Annotated in this window: 10 protein-coding genes; 6 read left to right on the top strand and 4 right to left on the bottom strand. The window is 63.8% G+C overall.

Going from position 1 to position 17,985, the window contains the following annotated elements; genetic code table 11:
* Nucleotides 1-360 precede the first annotated feature (360 nt).
* Nucleotides 361-1,101: a 23S rRNA (adenine(2030)-N(6))-methyltransferase RlmJ gene (rlmJ, locus tag ABZ728_RS08015; protein WP_366655567.1), complete on the top strand. Its 741-nt coding sequence runs from the start codon at nt 361-363 to the stop codon at nt 1,099-1,101.
* Nucleotides 1,102-1,351: 250 nt separating this feature from the next.
* On the opposite strand, the gene ABZ728_RS08010 is transcribed toward rlmJ, so the two are convergent.
* Together ABZ728_RS08010 and ABZ728_RS08005 are read right to left on the bottom strand one after the other, a co-directional pair.
* Nucleotides 1,352-1,831, bottom strand: coding sequence for a peroxiredoxin (locus ABZ728_RS08010; RefSeq protein ID WP_366655566.1), 480 nt, complete (start codon nt 1,829-1,831; stop codon nt 1,352-1,354).
* A gap of 46 nt (nt 1,832-1,877) precedes the next feature.
* Nucleotides 1,878-4,088, bottom strand: a complete 2,211-nt coding sequence (locus ABZ728_RS08005) for a protein-disulfide reductase DsbD domain-containing protein (protein WP_366655565.1) — start codon at nt 4,086-4,088, stop codon at nt 1,878-1,880.
* Between the two features lie 390 nt (nt 4,089-4,478).
* On the opposite strand from ABZ728_RS08005, the gene ABZ728_RS08000 reads away from it, so the two are divergent.
* Both ABZ728_RS08000 and ABZ728_RS07995 read left to right on the top strand, forming a co-directional pair.
* A complete protein-coding gene (locus tag ABZ728_RS08000; protein WP_366655729.1) occupies nt 4,479-5,066 on the top strand; it encodes a YqgE/AlgH family protein in 588 nt (195 codons plus the stop codon).
* Between the two features lie 108 nt (nt 5,067-5,174).
* A complete protein-coding gene (locus ABZ728_RS07995) occupies nt 5,175-5,807 on the top strand; it encodes an ATP-binding protein (RefSeq protein WP_366655564.1) in 633 nt (210 codons plus the stop codon).
* A gap of 86 nt (nt 5,808-5,893) precedes the next feature.
* Here ABZ728_RS07995 and ABZ728_RS07990 read toward each other — a convergent pair whose 3' ends face one another.
* A complete protein-coding gene (locus tag ABZ728_RS07990) occupies nt 5,894-6,514 on the bottom strand; it encodes a pyridoxamine 5'-phosphate oxidase family protein (RefSeq protein WP_366655563.1) in 621 nt (206 codons plus the stop codon).
* A 549-nt stretch (nt 6,515-7,063) separates the two neighbouring features.
* On the opposite strand from ABZ728_RS07990, the gene leuA reads away from it, so the two are divergent.
* A complete protein-coding gene (gene leuA / locus ABZ728_RS07985) occupies nt 7,064-8,755 on the top strand; it encodes a 2-isopropylmalate synthase (protein ID WP_366655562.1) in 1,692 nt (563 codons plus the stop codon).
* Between the two features lie 518 nt (nt 8,756-9,273).
* On the opposite strand, the gene typA is transcribed toward leuA, so the two are convergent.
* Nucleotides 9,274-11,094, bottom strand: coding sequence for a translational GTPase TypA (gene typA, locus ABZ728_RS07980; RefSeq protein WP_366655561.1), 1,821 nt, complete (start codon nt 11,092-11,094; stop codon nt 9,274-9,276).
* A gap of 397 nt (nt 11,095-11,491) precedes the next feature.
* Here typA and ABZ728_RS07975 point away from each other — a divergent pair, with 397 nt between their 5' ends.
* Both ABZ728_RS07975 and ABZ728_RS07970 read left to right on the top strand, forming a co-directional pair.
* On the top strand, nt 11,492-13,486 hold the full coding sequence (locus tag ABZ728_RS07975; protein WP_366655560.1) for an autotransporter assembly complex family protein: 1,995 nt from the start codon (nt 11,492-11,494) through the stop codon (nt 13,484-13,486).
* Between the two features lie 18 nt (nt 13,487-13,504).
* Nucleotides 13,505-17,980, top strand: a complete 4,476-nt coding sequence (locus ABZ728_RS07970; RefSeq protein WP_366655559.1) for a translocation/assembly module TamB domain-containing protein — start codon at nt 13,505-13,507, stop codon at nt 17,978-17,980.
* Nucleotides 17,981-17,985: the final 5 nt, after the last annotated feature.

Below are 17,985 nucleotides of genomic sequence, written 5' to 3'. Positions count from 1 at the left end.
CCCGGGCCGCGGCACGATGCCGCCTGCACGAGACGGGTCGTGTTATTGGCGTACTGATTGTTTTGCCTGCGAAAGGCCATGACATGCGCGGGATAATACTGATTGACGATCTGTCAAACAAGGCAGTTGTTGGCTTTTCGCGCAGATGGCGGTACCGGAGGGATGCGACCATTACCAATCCAAATCTGTGATACCGAGGCATTCAGTTGCCCCGTCATTGCAGCACGCGCCCAAACCGTCACCCGAGAGGAACCCCGGTTGAATTACCGTCATCGGTACCATGCTGGCAATCCCGCCGATATCCTGAAACACGCAGTCCTGACTGCGCTAATAGCCTATTTGTGCCGCAAACCCAAGCCCATGACGATCTTTGACACGCATGCCGGCGTCGGATTGTACGATCTTCTGGGTGAGGAAGCGCGCCGAACGGCGGAATCGGATGCCGGAATCGGCCGGCTCCTGCAGCGGCCGGAATCGCCGGAACTGGCGGATTTCCTGGCGTTGGTGCGCGGCGCGAGCCTCGCGCGCGGACTGCCGCCGGGTCGCCTTTATCCGGGCTCGGCGGAAATCATCCGTCAGCGCCTGAGGCCCGATGACCGGCTGGTGGCATTCGAACTGCACAGGGATGATTTCCGCGACCTGAGACGGCTGATGGCCGGCGACGCGCGCGTGGCCTGCCATTGTCGCGATGCCTATGAGGGGCTGCCGGCCCTGACGCCACCGACACCCAGAAGGGGGCTGGCCCTGATCGACCCGCCGTTCGAGCAGACGGACGAATTCCAGCGAGTTCTACGGTGCCTCAAGGATGTCGGCAAACGATGGCCGGTCGGTGTGCTGGCCGTCTGGTACCCGATCAAGGCACGGCCCCCCGTCGACGCTTTTCTTGCCGAGCTGGTGCGGTCCGGAGCGACGGGCGTCCTGAACGTCGAACTGTTGTGGCGGCCGGCTGACGATCCGGCCCGGCTGAACGGTGCCGGGCTGGCCGTCGTCAATGCACCTTTCGGACTCGATGATGTCGTAATGCCGATCGTCGCTGCTATGGCCGACGCTCTGGCGGCCGACCCCGGACCTTCGGTTCGATGGTTGGTGCCCCGGCCGTAGCCCCAGGCGATTCACTGATCGCCCGTGCAACGCTATCCCCTCCTGATCGCCCCCGACATCGATCGGGGGCCCGGACCCGGATGGGCCCGGTTCGCGTGTCGACTTGGGAGTGTTGCTGCACGAGGTCCCGGGTCTGCAGCGCGTCACTTCGTGGCCGCGCAGCGCCCGGGACGATCAGGGTGTGGAAATCACCATTGCCGCAATCGATTGCGGTGTGTGAATCCCGTAGGGCCTTGGCCGGGGGACGCCGTTACAGGTCTTCCAGGATCGCTTCGGCGGCGGAAACGTTCAGCCCCCGCTCTTCTTCAACGGACAGCTTCGTGACGATGCCGTCTTCGATGACCATGGCAAAGCGCCTGGACCTCACGCCGAGACCGGCCGGTGAGGCGTCCTGATCGAGACCCAGTGCCTTGGTGAACGACGCGTCCCAGTCCGATATCATGATGATGTCGTCGGAACCGTCCCGCTCGCCCCATGCTTTCATCACGAATGGATCGTTGACCGCCATGCAGACGACCCGCTCGACGCCCTTTGCCCTGAGCGCATCCATGTTCGCGACGAAGCCCGGCAAATGCTGGTTGGAGCAGGTTGGCGTAAAGGCACCCGGCACCGCGAAGAGGACCGACTTGCCAGACTTGAAGAGTGTATCGGTGCTGAGTTCGGACATCCCTTCGGGGGTCGCATGCTTGAAGGTCGCCGCCGGAAGCGGATCGCCATTCTTGATAGTCATTCGTTGTCTTCTCCGAATCGATAGGAAACTGGTCGCTGGCGCGACATTAGCCGGAAGCCGCAGCTCGATCCAGCGCGTCGGCCACCATACCTGACGTCAGTATTTCCGGAAGCGCTATGCCATCCGGCGCGCCCGGTCCATAGACGATATTGAACGGAATGCCGAATCGTCCATGGTCGGAGAGAAATTCCGAGATCGCAGGATCGGGGCGGGTCCAGTCTGCCCGCATCGCCGTCAGCCCGTCGGCGCTCAGCCTTTCGGCGATGTCGCCGCGTTCCAGAACCGCGCTCTTGTTGACCTGACAGGTCAGACACCAGGCTGCCGTAACATCGACGAAGACAACCCGGCCGCGGGCCACCTGTTCGGCGATCGCGGGACGGTCGAAGGGGCGCCAGCCGTCGGCCACCGCCCGTGTCTCGCCGCTTTCCGCCCCGGCCGATCCCATGCGCTCGGCCTGGACAGGGACGATGAATGCGAGTGCCGCCACGACCGCCCCGGCGGCGGTGGCCGCGATCCTGGGGCGTCCTGAGAGCCGCCGACGGTACCAAAGCGCTGCCGCCGTGGCCGCCATCATGGCGCCGACCACAGCGGCCGGTCCGTCGCCGATCTGCGCGCCCAGAACGGTTAGCAGCCATAGTGCCGTGCCGGTCAGCGCGAGGGCCATGACGGTGCGCACGCCGTGCATCCAGCGCCCCGGGCGTGGCAGAAAACGTACCAGCGATGGCAAGGCCGCGACCAGCAGATAGGGCAGTGCCATGCCGAACCCGAGCGCCAGGAAGATCACCACGATTTCCGATGGGCCGCGGGACAGGGCAAAGGCGACGGCTGTCCCCAGGAACGGGGCCGAGCAGGGGGTTGCCAGCAGCGTTGCGAAGGCGCCCGTCGCGAAATGTGCGCCGGGCCCCGTCGGCGACGTTCCGCCGACCAGGCCAAGCCGGGTTGCGGCGGTGTGCGGCAGTTCGATGCGAATCAAGCCGGCGAGATTTAAGGCGAAACCGGTCAGGACGACGATGATGAATATCAGGAAGAGTGGCTGTTGAAACTGCATACCCCACCCGACCGCGCCGCCTGCGGCCTTGACCCCGATCGCCAGCCCGGCAAGTGCCATGAAAGACGTCACGATTCCGGCGGCGGACCAGAGGAAGCCCGATCTGACGACCCCCGGGGCCGCGCCGCTATAGCCGACAACCGACATCAGCTTCAGCGACAGCACCGGCAGAACGCAGGGCATGGCATTCAGAATGAACCCGCCTGCCAGAGCGAGCCCGATCATCAGGACCCAGGGCGCGAGCCCGCCAACCCCCGGACCACCGCCCGAGCCGGCCACATCATCCGCCGCGGTCACCGGCATCGCGGTTTCAGATGCAGCGGCCCCGTCGACCAGGGTTACGGTTGCCTCGGTGCCGATCAGGTCTTCCGCCGGTCCGGAGGTCTGTGCGAACGGAAGCTCGGCAACGAAACCGGTGTCGTCGGTGGCGGAAATCCTCGGCGCCTCGAATGCCCATCCGGGTCGCGACTCAATAATGGCGTCGGGGACAGTTTCGTTTCCGGACCCGGCGCCGCTGCGATCGGCATGAACACGCAGGCCACCCAACTCGCCAAGATCGGGCGCCAGAGAAATCTGCGTGACGGTCAGACCGGAAACCGTTCCGTCGTCCGGAATCCTCGCCCGAAATCGATCGATCAGATTGGCAGAGTCGGAATCGATCGTTGCCGGTCCGCCGTCCAGGTCCAAAGCCAGGTCGAACTCTGTCGGGACGCAGATGTCGTCGCAGATCAGCGCTTCCAGCCGGCCGCGCAGCCTCATCGGCTCGCCGGCTGATTCCGGCGTCAGCAGAAGCGGAAAGACGACCCGGTCACCATAGCCGAAGGTTTGCAGACCGAACAGCGAGAACCGTTCAGGCGCCGGCCATTGGAAGTCGACGGCCGTCAGATTCGAGGACTGGGATAGATCGAGGCTGGGCGGGATGCCGGCATCGCCGGGCGAGCGCCAATAAGTCTTCCAGTCGCCGGGAAGTTCGATCTCGACCCCGGCGCGCAGCGTGGATGCGCCGCCGGTGGCATCGGCCGCCGCAATCAGACGGGCACGAACGGTCGCGTCCGGAGACACGGTATCCGTGACCCATTGACCCTGGCCGGCAATAGCGGACCCCGTTCCCGCGATTCCGGGGAGGGTCGCCAGCAGGAGCAGGATGCACACCCCCAGACGGACCATGACTGAAGCGGTGCCCGGCGTCGTGTCGCCTGCTGCTACCATGCGCCGACTGCCGGGCCATCTAATCCCTGGGGTGTTCACCGGAATGCAACCTTTTCGATTGATAATGGCATTGAGTGCCCGTGTGGCCTCGTCGATGCGGGCCGCTGTTTATGGCGAACCCCTTGTTGCTGAACCCCTTGTTGCCGAACCCCTTGTTGCCGAACCGAGGAAGCCACACCTTAGCAATTGAGCATATGGCAGCATCCGAACATATGGCGAGATGCGGCGAGGGCGAATTCCGCCGCTCCGGCTTGTACCATCGAACATGCGAGCTGCCATTCCTCCCCAGGGGTTCGGGGGCTTTCCAACGTTTCAGGGTTCCGGCTAAACGGAGTTCCTGTCTACCATGCAACTGATGCCGACCTGTGCCAGGATCGTAAAGAGGACATGATGACGCCCGAAGAAACCAAAGCGCACGACACCGGTTCCGGTTTCGCCGGCCAGTTCCTGATCGCGATGCCGTCCATGCAGGACGAACGCTTCGAGCGGTCCGTAATCTATCTGTGTGCGCACAGCGACGAGGGCGCGATGGGGCTCGTCGTCAACAAGCCGATGACGTCGATCACCTTTCCCGATCTGCTGGGCCAACTGGGTATCGAGGCCGGCGACCATGTCGCGGACAACCCTGTGCTGTTCGGCGGCCCGGTCGAAAGCGGCCGCGGGTTCGTCCTGCATAGCGCGGATTTCATCCGGGATGCCAGCATGCGGATCGCGGACGATGTCGCGCTGACGGCAACGATCGATATTCTGAAGGCCATTTCCGCCGGCGAAGGTCCGCATCGTCACGTCCTCACGCTGGGCTATGCCGGCTGGGATGCCGGCCAACTCGACGCTGAACTCCAGTCCAATGGCTGGCTGGTCGCACCGTCGGACGATGCCATCCTTTTCGACCATGACTGGTCCACCAAGTGGGAGCGGGCGATCCGCGTCCTTGGTGTCGATGCATTCATGCTGTCGGGCGAAGCCGGTCACGCCTGACTTTTCTATTTTAGCGAAAAACTTCTAAAATTTCATTCCTAAGTTTAACGGAGCGGTAATAGTCCGACGCTAATATCCGGTATCGATCATAAGGGTCAACGGGGCGTCATGGCTGAATATACCTTGGAAAGCCTGGTGGGCACGATCCTCGACCTGAGCCAGGCGGATCTTTCGCTGCAGGACGGGGGCACCGGCGGTGGCAGTGCGATCACCGACGTCGCGTCCGTGGCGTCGACAGTGCTGGCGGAACGGCGGGACTCGCTGGGCGATACCGGCATTGTGATCGTGGATCGCATCGACCATGATTTTCCGAGTGTCGCTGTCTGCCCGACGGCCGTCAGGCAGATGATCCGGCATCTGCTGGGTATTGCCGTCGGTTCCTGCGAAAGGGGCAATACCGTTGTCCTGACCAGTTCGCGCGACGATGAGCTGGTCAAGATTTCCGTTCTGGACGATGGGCGGGCCTTTGGGGCCGAGGATATTCCCGACGACTTGTACAATGCGCTCGACGCCGTCGTTCTGAGGGCTGGAGACGTTTCGGCGTCGGAAGACCGGGCGCGCGTCGTGGTAACGCCGATGGGGCTTACGCTGGCAGTGATTCACGCACTTCTGGTGCGGCAAGGCGGAATGCTGGAAGTCGCGAACGGTCCTGCGGGCGGCAAACAGGTCACACTGGCATTCCCGCTGGACGACAGCGCAGCGGCGTCGGAAAACGCAGCTGAAATCGAGATGGCCGACTGAGCTGCGACGGCGAGGTCGGCACTGCGTCCTCGCCCCTTCAGCCGGACCCTGTGGCGGTCCAGGTGCTTGATTGCCAGTTCAGGGTATCAGTAGAGCGAATCCTTTACGCGCTCGGGCTGGCGGCGGTCGTAATCGCCGGCATCAACCTCTCCCCCGATATCCGCCAGCAATGTGCCGGTACTTGGCAGGCTGGCTCTGTCGACATGATTTTCCGGCGACCAGAGGCCGGAGCGCACGAGGGCGCGGGCGCATTGGAAGAATACCGTTTCCACGGCGACGATCATGATCGAACGCGGGGCCTTTCCCTTGACAGCGAAACGTGTCAGCAACGCCGGATCGAGTGACAATGTCGCGCGGCCGTTGACCCGCAGCGTTTCGCTGACGCCGGGTATCATGAACAAAAGTGCCATGCGCGGGTCGTGGACGATGTTGCGAAGGCTATCGACCCTGTTGTTTCCCGGGCGATCAGGCAGCAGCAACGTCTTTTCGTCCTCGACGACAACGAAGCCGGCGCCGTCGCCGCGGGGGGAGACGTCCAGGCCATCCGGTCCGATCGTGGCAAGGGCGGCAAACGGCGATGCCTGGATCATCGCGCGATAATGCGCATGAACATAGTCGACTTCCTTGGTGATCGACGGTCGACTCGGGGCGCCGTAGACGCTTTCCAGCGTTTCGATATCGTCGATACAGTGGGATTGTGACGCCATCTGATCGTTTGCCTTCTATCTATTTGTCCGGTGTTTGATCTCGTGCGCCGCATGCGCGGCTGACGACCCGTAGTGACTTACTTTGTGCCACCGGTTCTGCATTCGGTCGAGGGCCGATTGCCGCGGCAGACTTTGCTCCGACAGGGGGATTTGGTCCGCAGCGGCCCGCCACGGATCCTGGAACCTTGACAACAGGCCGGCTTGCGATGCTAATTATTTGATCATGGCTCATACCACCGCAATCGCCCTGCTTCGACTTCCGAACCCGCTCTCCTGAGGGAGGCGGGTCTCGACGTGTCCAATGCCAGGCTATCGCGGTGCCACGATGCAATTCCATTTGAAACGACCACTTATGACAGACGCAAATCGTCAGTCTGACCTCCGCCGTCTTCCGTGCCGGCGCCGGGTCGTGCCGCCGATCGTTTCGGTGACTCCGGTCCGGCTGCGACTTATCGGTGGCCGGCGCGCTTGACGGCGGCCCGTCGGCTGTATTTTTCGTCGTAATGTGGTATTCTCTCGATAAACTATCGCATAAGTGGTGACATTATCATGCTGTCCAATCCCGAATCCAAATATCGCGCTTTCGGCAATCCCGTTGATCTTCCCGACCGGACCTGGCCGTCCCGCCGCATCACGGCGCCGCCCCGCTGGGTGTCGACCGACCTGCGCGACGGCAATCAGGCTCTGGTCGATCCGATGGACGGGGAGCGGAAGATGCGCTTCTACGATCTGGCTGTTCAGATCGGCTTCAAGGAGATCGAGGTCGGTTTCCCGTCGGCGTCGCAGACCGATTTCAATTTCATCCGATCGCTGGTCGAGGGCGACCGTATCCCCGACGATGTCGCGGTGCAGGTGCTGACTCAATCGCGAAAGGATCTGATCCAGCGGACATTCGACTCGTTGAACGGCGCGCGTCAGGGCATCGTACATCTCTACAATGCCACATCGCCCGCATTCCGGCGGACCGTGTTCAATATGGAGCGCCGCGAGATCATCGACCTGGCCATCTCCGGCGCTCGTCAGATGGTCGAGGAAGCGGAGAAGCGGCCGGAGACGGATTGGATATTCCAGTATTCGCCTGAGACATTCTCGACAACGGAGCCGGATTTTGCGCTGGAAATTTGCGAGGCGGTGTTGGAAGTCTGGCAACCGACGCCGGATCGCAAGATCATCTTCAATCTGCCGGCTACAGTCGAGGCGTCGACGCCGAATGTTTATGCCGACCAGATCGAATGGTTTTGCCGGAATATCTCGCGCCGGGACAGCGTTGCCATTTCCGTTCATACCCACAACGACCGCGGCACCGGTGTCGCAGCGACCGAGCTGGCGATGATGGCCGGCGCCGATCGCGTCGAGGGGTGTCTTTTCGGCAACGGCGAGCGTACCGGCAATGTCGATATCGTCACACTGGCGATGAACCTGTATAGCCAGGGCATCCATCCGAAGCTCGACTTCAGCGATATGCGCGCGATCGTCAAGACGGTCGAGCACTGCAACCAGCTTCCGGTTCATCCGCGCCACCCCTATGCCGGCGAACTGGTGTTCACGGCGTTTTCCGGCTCCCATCAGGACGCCATCAAGAAGGGGTTCGCGGCGCACGAGGCCCGGAACGACGGCTATTGGGAGGTTCCGTATCTCGCCATCGATCCGGCCGATATCGGCTCGACCTACGAAGCCGTCATTCGCGTCAACAGCCAGTCGGGCAAGGGCGGCGTTGCCTGGATCCTGCAGCAGGACCACGGATTGCAGATGCCCCGGCGGCTTCAGATCGATTTCAGCCGCAAGGTCCAGCAGGTGACCGATACGACCAGCCGCGAGATGACCGGTGCCGAGATCTGGGACGCATTCACCAGGGCCTATTACGTTCAGGAGCGCGAAGATCAGCGTTTCCTGCTTGTCGATTACACGACCACAAGCCAGGCCCGGCCCGGCCGCGAGCGGACCTTTAGCGGGCGGGTCATGATGGATGGCCGGGAACGCCAGATCACCGGCAGTGGCGATGGTCTCGTCTCCAGCGTTCTTGCGGCGCTGGCAAGCGATTGCGGTCTCAGTCTGGAAGTCGTGGATTACCACGAGCACGCGCTGCGGCCGGGGACGGATTCGATGGCGGCTGCCTATTTCGAATGCCGGACCGAGGAGGGACAGACGGTGTTCGGCGTCGGCATCGATCCCGATGTCGCCACGGCCTCGGTCAAGGCGCTTCTGAGTGCGGCCAATGTCGCTTCGGAAACGAGCCAGTAGGAGCCCTCCCGGGGAAGAGACAAGGGGCGCCAATGCGAGAACCACTGCTTCCGATGCCCTGCATGCAATGTCGATGAACACAGTTGCCGAATAGCGCTGCGCGCTTCCGGGGCAGGAAAAGGTGGTCCGGGGCGCTTTCCACCTTCTCCAATTCCCGTGCGCAGCGCGGCGCGAAGTGACGCGCTGCAGACCCGGGATCGGGTGCCGTAGCTCTCGGCGGACGAAACGCGGGCCGGGCTCTCGCGGAACGTGTGGACCCCGGACAGCACTTCGTGCTTCCGGGGATGAGATAGGGGGCGGATGCTGAGGCAATAAACACAGTTGCCGGCTCTGCGAAGCACCATTTCATGGTGTTTCGCGTCCGGGGCGGGGGAATTCTTCGGGCGCCGTCCCCTTGTCCATTCGCGAGGAAACGAAAAAGCGCCCGGGACGGTCAGGACCCGCGCTCATCCGGGCCGGGGCCCCTGATCGAGTCAGGGGCCCTCAGGCGGGGGGCGATCAGCAGGCGAAAAGCCTTGCTATACGGCTTCGGCTTTCCGGCTGTCGCGCTTGCGTTCGTTGGGGTCCAGCTGCCGCTTGCGAAGACGGATCGATTTGGGCGTGATCTCGACCAGTTCGTCGTCCTGAATATAGGCGAGGGCCTTTTCCAGCGTCATCTGGATGGGCGGCGTGAGCTTGATCGCATCGTCCTTTCCGGAAGCGCGGACGTTGGTCAACTGCTTGCCTTTCAGGACATTCACTTCCAGGTCCGTGCCACGCGTGTGCTCGCCGATGATCATGCCGCGATAGACCTTGTCGCCGGGATGAATCAGCATCGGGCCCCGATCCTCCAGATTCCAGAGGGCATAGGAAACGGCTTCGCCGTCGCCATTGGAGATCAGGGCGCCGGTATAGCGACCGGGCAGGGCGCCGCGATAGGGGCCATAGTCGTGGAAGACACGATTCATGATGCCCGTGCCGCGGGTGTCGGTCAGGAATTCGCCGAGATATCCGATCAGACCGCGCGTCGGCATGATCAGCACCAGACGCTGCTTGCCGCCGCCCGAGGGGCGCATTTCCACCAGATCGCCCTTGCGCTCGGAAAGCTTCTGAACGACGGCGCCGCCATATTCTTCGTCGACGTCGATATAGACTTCTTCCAGCGGCTCCAGCCGGGCGCCGGACTCGTCTTCCTGGAACACGACGCGCGGGCGGCTGATTGACAGTTCGAAGCCTTCGCGGCGCATGGTTTCGATCAGGATAGCAAGCTGCAATTCACCCCGGCCGGCAACTTCAAAGCTTTCGCGGCTGGCGCTTTCGGTGATTTTCAGCGCGATATTGCCTTCGGCCTCGCGCATCAGGCGATCACGGATATTGCGGCTGGTAAGCTTGGTGCCTTCCGTTCCGGCCAGCGGCGAATCATTGACCGCGAAGCTCATCGACAGCGTCGGCGGATCGATGGGATCGGACGGGATCGGCTCGTCGATGCTGGGGTCGGCCAGGGTATCGGAGACCGTCGCCTTGTCGAATCCGGCCACGGCGACGATGTCGCCGGCCAGGGCTTCTTCGATCGGCTGCCGTTCGATCCCGCGGAAGGCCAGGATCTTGGACACCCGCGTCTGCTGCACGACCTCGCCTTCGCGATTGATGGCCTTGAGCGTCATGTTCGGCCGAAGGACCCCGCTGGTGATTCGACCCGTCAGCAATCGCCCCAGATAGGGGTTTGCCTCCAGCGTGGTCGCCAGCATCGTGAACTTCATGTCCGGGTCGACCAGCGGTGCCGGCACATTGCTGAGCATCATGTCCAGCAGCGGGGTCATGTTATCGCGGGGGCCTTCCGGCGATGCGGCGGCCCAGCCGTCCTTCGCCGACGAGAACAGATACGGGAAGTCGAGCTGATTCTCGTCCGCATCGAGCGCCGAAAACAGGTCGAAAACTTCGTCCAGGACTTCCTCGGCCCGCTGATCGGGCTTGTCGACCTTGTTGATAAGGACGATCGGCCGGAGCCCGAGCTTTAGCGCCTTGCCGACGACGAACTTCGTTTGCGGCATCGGGCCTTCGGATGCATCGACGAGAACGACAACGCCGTCGACCATATTGAGAATGCGTTCGACTTCGCCGCCGAAATCGGCGTGGCCGGGCGTATCGACGATGTTGATCCGCGTATCGTTCCAGACCAGGCTGGTGCACTTGGCGAGGATCGTGATCCCGCGTTCACGCTCCAACTCGTTGCTGTCCATGATCCTTTCGGCAACCTGCTGGTTTTCCCGAAAGGCGCCGCTCTGGCGCAGCAACATGTCGATCAGGCTGGTCTTGCCGTGGTCGACGTGGGCGATGATCGCAATATTCCTGAAAGCCATGAATTGTCCTTGAGCCCGCCCCCCGTATGTCCGCCCCGATTGCCCGTCATGGGCGCCGGCGATGCCGTGAGCGCACGCCGACCCGTCCGGGAGGCGCCGGTTAATCTGTTGCGGCGCAATATATCAACGTACACGATGCAAGCAAGCATCATTGCCGCCGTTGGCGCCATTCACCCGCGATGTCGGCCATGCGTGGCTCGCGGGGCTCGTTCGCCCCGGGCCGTTGCCGACTTTGCCGACAGGGCCCTGAAGGAGTCCGAAATGACTATATTGGGCTGCTGGAACCAAGTGTCCATGACGCATGTTCCCTTGTGGTGCCGTATGCGTTCTACTGTTGGCAGTGTTCGGCGGCATGATCACCCGGCGCCGATGCCCCTTGAACCACGTGGTTTCTTCGATGCCCCCTGAATTGGCCATCTCGCCGAAATCGATTTTCGCCACGCTTGCCGCCGATCGGCGGGCGGGCCGGGCGGCGGTTCTCTCGGCCTGCGTCATCGGCGTTTTCGCCGGAGGGATTGCCGTGCCGGTGGTCTTTGCGCAGATGATTGCGCCACGAATCGAGTCCATGGAACCGGCCGAGAACTTCACGACGCCGGAGCTTTCGGTGCAGCCGGTGCCCTACCGCGCCGACCTCGAAATCGAAGGCACGCTCCCCGAGGATGGTGTGCGTGCCGTTGAGGATTCCGTGAACCTGCTCAGTCTCGCCGAGGAAGAACCGCCGTCTGCCGTCGGACTGATCCGCCGCGCGGAGGCCGACCGGGATCGCATTCGCGGTGCTCTCAGCGCGTTCGGCTACTATGATCCGGATATCCGGATCGACATCGACGGTATCGAGGTGGCTGATCCGGAATTGCGCGGCCAATTGTCCGCGCGCACGAGCGATGCGCCCGTCCCGGTCTCCATTGTCGTCGACCCGGGGCCTCAGTTCACCCTGGCCCTGTACGAGGTCGAAGCCGTGGATGGCGGGCCGCTGCCGATCGAACTGGAGCCCGGATCCCCGCCGACACAAACAGGCGTTCCCGCCCTTTCCCAGACTGTTCTGCAGTACGAGCGATCGGTCATTTCGCAGTTGCGCGATGCGGGATATGCGCTGGCGCGTGTCGCCGATCGGGATGCCGTCGTGGATTTCGAGACTCAGGAGATGGAAGTCGTGCTGAGCATCGATCCGGGTGGACAGGCCAGGGTCGGCCCGATGATCGTTTCCGGGCTGGAGCATGTCGAGGAGGATTTTGTTCAGGGCCGTCGACCGTTCAGCGAGGGGGATCTCTATTCTCCCGAAACGATTTCCGAACTCAGGGAAAGTCTTTCCGAACCGGGGGTTTTCTCGTCGATCCGCATCGATCCTGCCGACAGCCTGAACGAGCAGGGGCGCCTGCCGCTGGAAGTCACGGTCGAGGAAAGGCCGCGCCGGGTCATCGGCTTCGGCGGTGATTATTCGACCACCGAGGGCTTTGGCCTGCAGGCTTTCTGGCGGCACCGGAACCTGTTCGGCCGCGCCGAGCAATTCGGGATCAGCGCTGCCATTGCCCGCCTCGGCGAAACCGAGATCGGCCGCGCCACCTATCGGCTGGAAACGACGTTTCGCAAGCCCGATTATCTGACGCGCGATCAGGCGCTGCTCATCGATGCGGTCGCGGTTCAGGACAATCCACTGGCGTATGACCGCCGCTCTTTCTCGGTGTCGGCAGCGCTGGAGCGGCAGGTGACCGAACGACTGACGGTCAGCGCCGGTGTTTCCCTGGAAGCGCTGCGGATCGTGGACGCCCAGGACGTGGAGCGCGATTTCGGCCTGATCGGCGTGCCGCTGTCGCTTCGGTACGAGGCGACGGACGATCTGCTCGACCCCAGTGAGGGGTTTCGGATCACCACCTCACTGACGCCATACACAAGCGTACTCGGCGAGGCCGGCACTTTCGCCGTTGGGGAGGCCGAAGGGTCGATCTACGAGGATTTCGGCAGCGAAGGGACATTCATTGCGGCCGGACGCGTGGGGTTCGGGTTTGTCGCCACGGACAAGGATATGGCCGAAATCCCCGCCAATCTGCGCTTCTATGCCGGTGGCGGCGGATCGGTGCGCGGGTATCGGTACCAGTCGATCGGACCGCGCGACGAACAGGGCCGTCCGATCGGCGGGCTCAGCCTCATCGAAAGCAGTGCTGAAGTCCGCTACCGTGTAACCGACACCATCGGTGTTGTTCCGTTTGTCGATGCGGGTATGGTATTCGATGATCCGTATCCCAATCTGGACGCCGAGCTGCAAATTGGTGCCGGTCTGGGAGTGCGATACTACACCGGCTTCGGGCCGATCCGCGCGGATATTGCCGTGCCCGTGAATAAACGGGATGGCGACGATGACTACGCGCTCTATATCAGTATCGGCCAATCATTCTAAAGCCGGAGACAGCACGGCGTGAAGACGGCCATCAGGGTCCTGCTGGCGATACCGCTGCTATTGGTAGCGTTCATCGGCGGATTTTATCTTTATGCGAACACCGATCACGGTCGCGGTGTTCTCGTCGATCTGATCAACGGATTCGCCGGGGACGGCGTTGAGATCGGCGCGATCGAAGGGCACGTCCCTTTCGACATGACGTTGCGCGACCTGCGCGTCGCCGACGCCCAGGGGCCGTGGCTGGAGGTCGACGAGGCGCGCCTGGCGTGGACTCCCCGGGATCTGATCGGCCGTACCCTCAGGGTGACGGCGCTGGAGGCGGGAACGGTGGCCGTGGCCCGGCTGCCTGCCCCAGGACCGGAAGCCGAAGACGAACCGTCCGGGGGCGCGGGTTTTCCCGATCTGCCGGTCGATGTCGTGGTCGAACGGCTGGTCGTGGACCGTCTGGCGCTGGGCGAGCCGGTGGCCGGACAAGCTGCCGACCTCAGGATCGAAGCGTCGGCGCGGCTTGGCGATCCGGCCCGGGGGCTGGCGATCGCCGCCGATATCCATCGGCTGGATGGCGTTGCAACCGATCTGGTCGCCGATATCGTTTTCGTCCCGGAGACCGAGCGACTGTCGGTGGATGTCGGGCTGACCGAGGCGCCCGGCGGCGTGCTCGGCGGCCTGCTGGAGCTGGCGCCGGGCCAGGGGCTGACACTGCGTGCCGACGGTGAAGGTACGCTTTCCGCGTTCGACGGTGAACTGGTTGTCGATGGTGGCGAGGCGCTCGGCAGCGACATCCAGGTGTCTCTGGACCGCTCGTCGGGATCGGATGGGGAGGGCATTCGCCTGACCGCCGACGGATGGGTCGTGCCGCATGCGTTGTTGCCGGAGCGGTTTGTCCCGCTTTCGGGCGACCGCATGACGGTATCTGCCGATGCGACGATCGGCGAACAATCAGTGCAAATCGACGGTCTTTCGGTCGATGCTGCCGCCGGCCGGGTGTCAGTGGACGGCCGCGTTGCCAGGGATGCCTCGGATCTGGCGCTGAACTACTCACTCGAAGCGGGCGATGCGGATCTGTTTGCCGGGCTGTTGTCGGATGCCCTGGCAGGGGAAGCCGTTGCCTGGGATCGTCTGGCGTTGAGCGGCACGATAGTCGGACGGGTCATGAATCCCGCCGTTGATCTGACCGCCGACATTGCCGGGGGACGCTTCGGTGGGCGCGGCGCAGAGGATCTGACGCTATCGGCGGCATTGCGCCCCGATCGGCCGGTGACCGACCCCGATATGCGGGCGGGGTTCGAGATCGATGCCCGGGCGCGTGGCGTCGCAACCGGCATTCCGGCCCTCGATGAATGGCTTGCGGTTGGCGTGGCCGATGCGGCCGAAGACGGGGGCCCGCCTGTGTCGCTGTCGGCGGCCGGTGTCGCGGGCGCCGATGGCGATGTCGTGCTGGAGCAGTTCGCCCTGTCGGCGCCGACGGGACGATTGGCAACATCGGGGACGGTAGCGGATTTCGGCGATACCTTCGATGCAACCGCCGAGCTGGTGCTCGATGATCTTTCGACATTGGCGGCGTTTACCGGCGGGCTGACCCTGGAAGGGGGGCTGGATCTGGAAGCGGAGATCAGCCGCGCCGACGGCCGGACGGCCATCGACCTGCAGGGGGCGCTGGAGGGCTTCGATTCCGGTATCGCACAGATCGACGGCCTGTTCGGCCCGGATATTGCACTGGCTGGCCGCGCCGAGATCGGCGATAGCGGGCAGTTGGCACTGCCGTCATTGTCCGTGACCGGCGAGGGGGCCGGGCTGAACGCGTCGGGTTCATTGGTGGATGGGGGGGTGGATGGCGAGGTCGAGGGCGGTGTGACCCTGACCATCGACGATCTGGCGGCACTGGACCCGATGCTTTCCGGTGCCGCGCAGATCAACGCACGCGCCAGCGGCCCGCTGTCGGCGCCGTCGCTGGGGTTGGGCATTACGTCCGATCGCATGGTCGCCGCGGACCGGGTCGTGGAGAACCTCGTCGCCAGCGTCGCGGAAATCGACCTCGAAACCATGACCGGCCGGTTGACGGCGGCGGCGACGCTCGACGACAGGCCGGTAAGCATTGCAACCACGGCCGGCTACGATCCGTCGGCCCAGCAGGTTTCCATTGCCGATCTCGAGGCCGGGCTGGGCTCGGCGGCTGTCAGCGGTGATGTGGATGTGGATCTGACGACCTTGACCGGATTGGGCAGCCTGTCGCTCTCGGTTCCCGATCTTTCGGAATTGTCCGATCTGACCGGCATGGCCATGGCCGGAGAAGTGACGGCCGATATCGGACTGGATCAGGCGGCGGACCCGGATTCAGTGTCGGAAACTGAATCGGGGCAGGCGGCTGGCCGGCAGGATTTGTCGATCGACGCGCGCGGTCTGGGGGTGGTGGTGGACGGCAACCGGGTCGGGCAGGCCACCCTGTCCGGCACGGTGAGCGATGTTCTGGGCGCGCCGACCGCCGACCTCAGCCTGACCATGCGCGATGTCGACGCCGCCGGTCAGGCGTTGAGCAGTCTCGATATCGACGTGTCGGGTGAGCCGGGTGCCTTCGACATCGATTTCGACGCCGCCGGACCGGACGTCACCCTGTCCGCCGGCGGCCGCGTCACGTTGCCGACGGAAACCGATGCCGCGCTGGATATTGCGCTGGAGAGCCTGCAGGGCAGCTACAGCGGTGAACCCGTTACGCTGGCGTCGCCGACATCGGTCACGATCGAGGACGGCGACATTTCCATCGGCCAGACAAATCTCGGCATTCGTGACGGGCAGATAAGCCTGGGCGGCACGGTTGGTGAGACGATCGCCATCGACGGTTCACTGACCAACATCCCCTTGCAGATCGCCGACCAATTCGCGGGAGATCAGGGCGTGTCGGGCCGGTTGTCGGGGTCGTTCAGTGCGTCGGGCAGTCTCGATGCACCAACGGCGCAACTGGAACTGTCCGCCGTCGACGTTCAATCGGCGGCGGCCCGCAATCTGGGTCTCGCGGCGGCGAACGTTGATCTGACGGCCGACTGGGACGGGCAGGCCGTCCGGATCGACGCCGACGCGACGCTGCCCGGCGGAAGCCTGACAGCGAATGTATCGCTGCCGATGGCACTGTCGGGTCCCTCGGCCGGGGCGGAAATGAGCGGGACCGTCAGCGGCGCGGTCGACCTGTCACTGTTGAATCCGCTGCTGGCCGCAGGCGGCGACCGGGTTTCCGGCGGGGTGGCAGTTGATATCGATCTGGGGGGCTCGTTTGGCGATCCCGACATTCAGGGCAGCATCCGCCTTGACGGCGGGTCGTACGAGAACCCGCTGACCGGTGTCGAACTGACCGATATCGGCCTCACGGCAACAGCCACGGGTGACAGTGTCCGTGTCGATCAGCTGGTGGCCAGCACGCCCGGCGGCGGACGGATATCCGGCAGTGGATCGGTGGGGCTGGACGCCGAAGCGGGCATGCCGGTTGACATACAGCTTACCGCCGACCGCGCGCGTCCGATCGACACGCCATACGCGACGCCGACATTGAACGCCGATTTGACGCTCGGCGGTCAGCTGATGGCACAAAGTCAGCTTTCCGGCACCGTGACCCTGCTGGAGACTGTGGTCACGGTGCCGGACAGGCTGCCGTCATCCGTTCGAACCATCGAGGTCAGGGAACGCAACGCGCCGGAGGGGCGCGGGGGATCGACACAATCGTCTACCGCTGGCGCCGGCGACGGCCGTCCGCCGGATGACCCTTCGGATGCAGAGGCTCCGCTGCTGCAACGGATCGGTCTGGATATCCGCGTCGTTGCGCCGGGGGCGATTTTCGTTCGCGGCCGGGGGCTCAATGCCGAACTTGGCGGAGAGATCAGCGTGGTGGGAACGGCGGCGAATCCGATCGCGCAGGGCGCGTTCACGATGCGTCAGGGCCGTCTCAACCTACTGGGGAACATGTTCGATTTCGATCAGGGCCGGGTCACGCTTGATGGTGATGCGATCGGCAACCCCTTGCTGGATTTCGAAGCGATCGCGCCGGTCGGCGACGGTGTGACGGCAACGATATCCGTTACCGGCCGCGCATCCGACCCGCAGATCAGGTTCTTTTCCGACCCGCCATTACCCCAGGACGAGGTTCTTGCCCGCATTCTGTTCGGCCGGGCGACGGCGGACCTCAGCGCGTTCCAGGCCCTGCAACTCGCCCAGAGCATCGGCCAGCTGGCCGGCATCGGCGACGAGTCCAACCTGATCGACGATGTCAGGCGGGCGGTGGGTCTCGACCGGCTCGACCTCGACTTCGACGATGCCGCCGCTGGCGGCGGCGTCAGCATCACCGCCGGCCAGTACCTGACCGAGAATGTCTTCGTCGGCGTGCGTCAGGGCGCCTCCGGCTCCAGCCGGGTAAACGTCGAGATCGACGTGACCGACAACATCAAGATCGAAGGCGATGTCGGCACCGACCGCAGCCGGGTTGGCGTGCGCTTCGAGTGGGAATATTGACGGCT

Source organism: Fodinicurvata sp. EGI_FJ10296, from assembly GCF_040712075.1.
Lineage (GTDB): Bacteria > Pseudomonadota > Alphaproteobacteria > DSM-16000 > Inquilinaceae > JBFCVL01.
The sequence above is the reverse complement of the archived record's forward strand: the minus strand, read 5'-3'. Positions and strand labels throughout refer to the sequence as shown.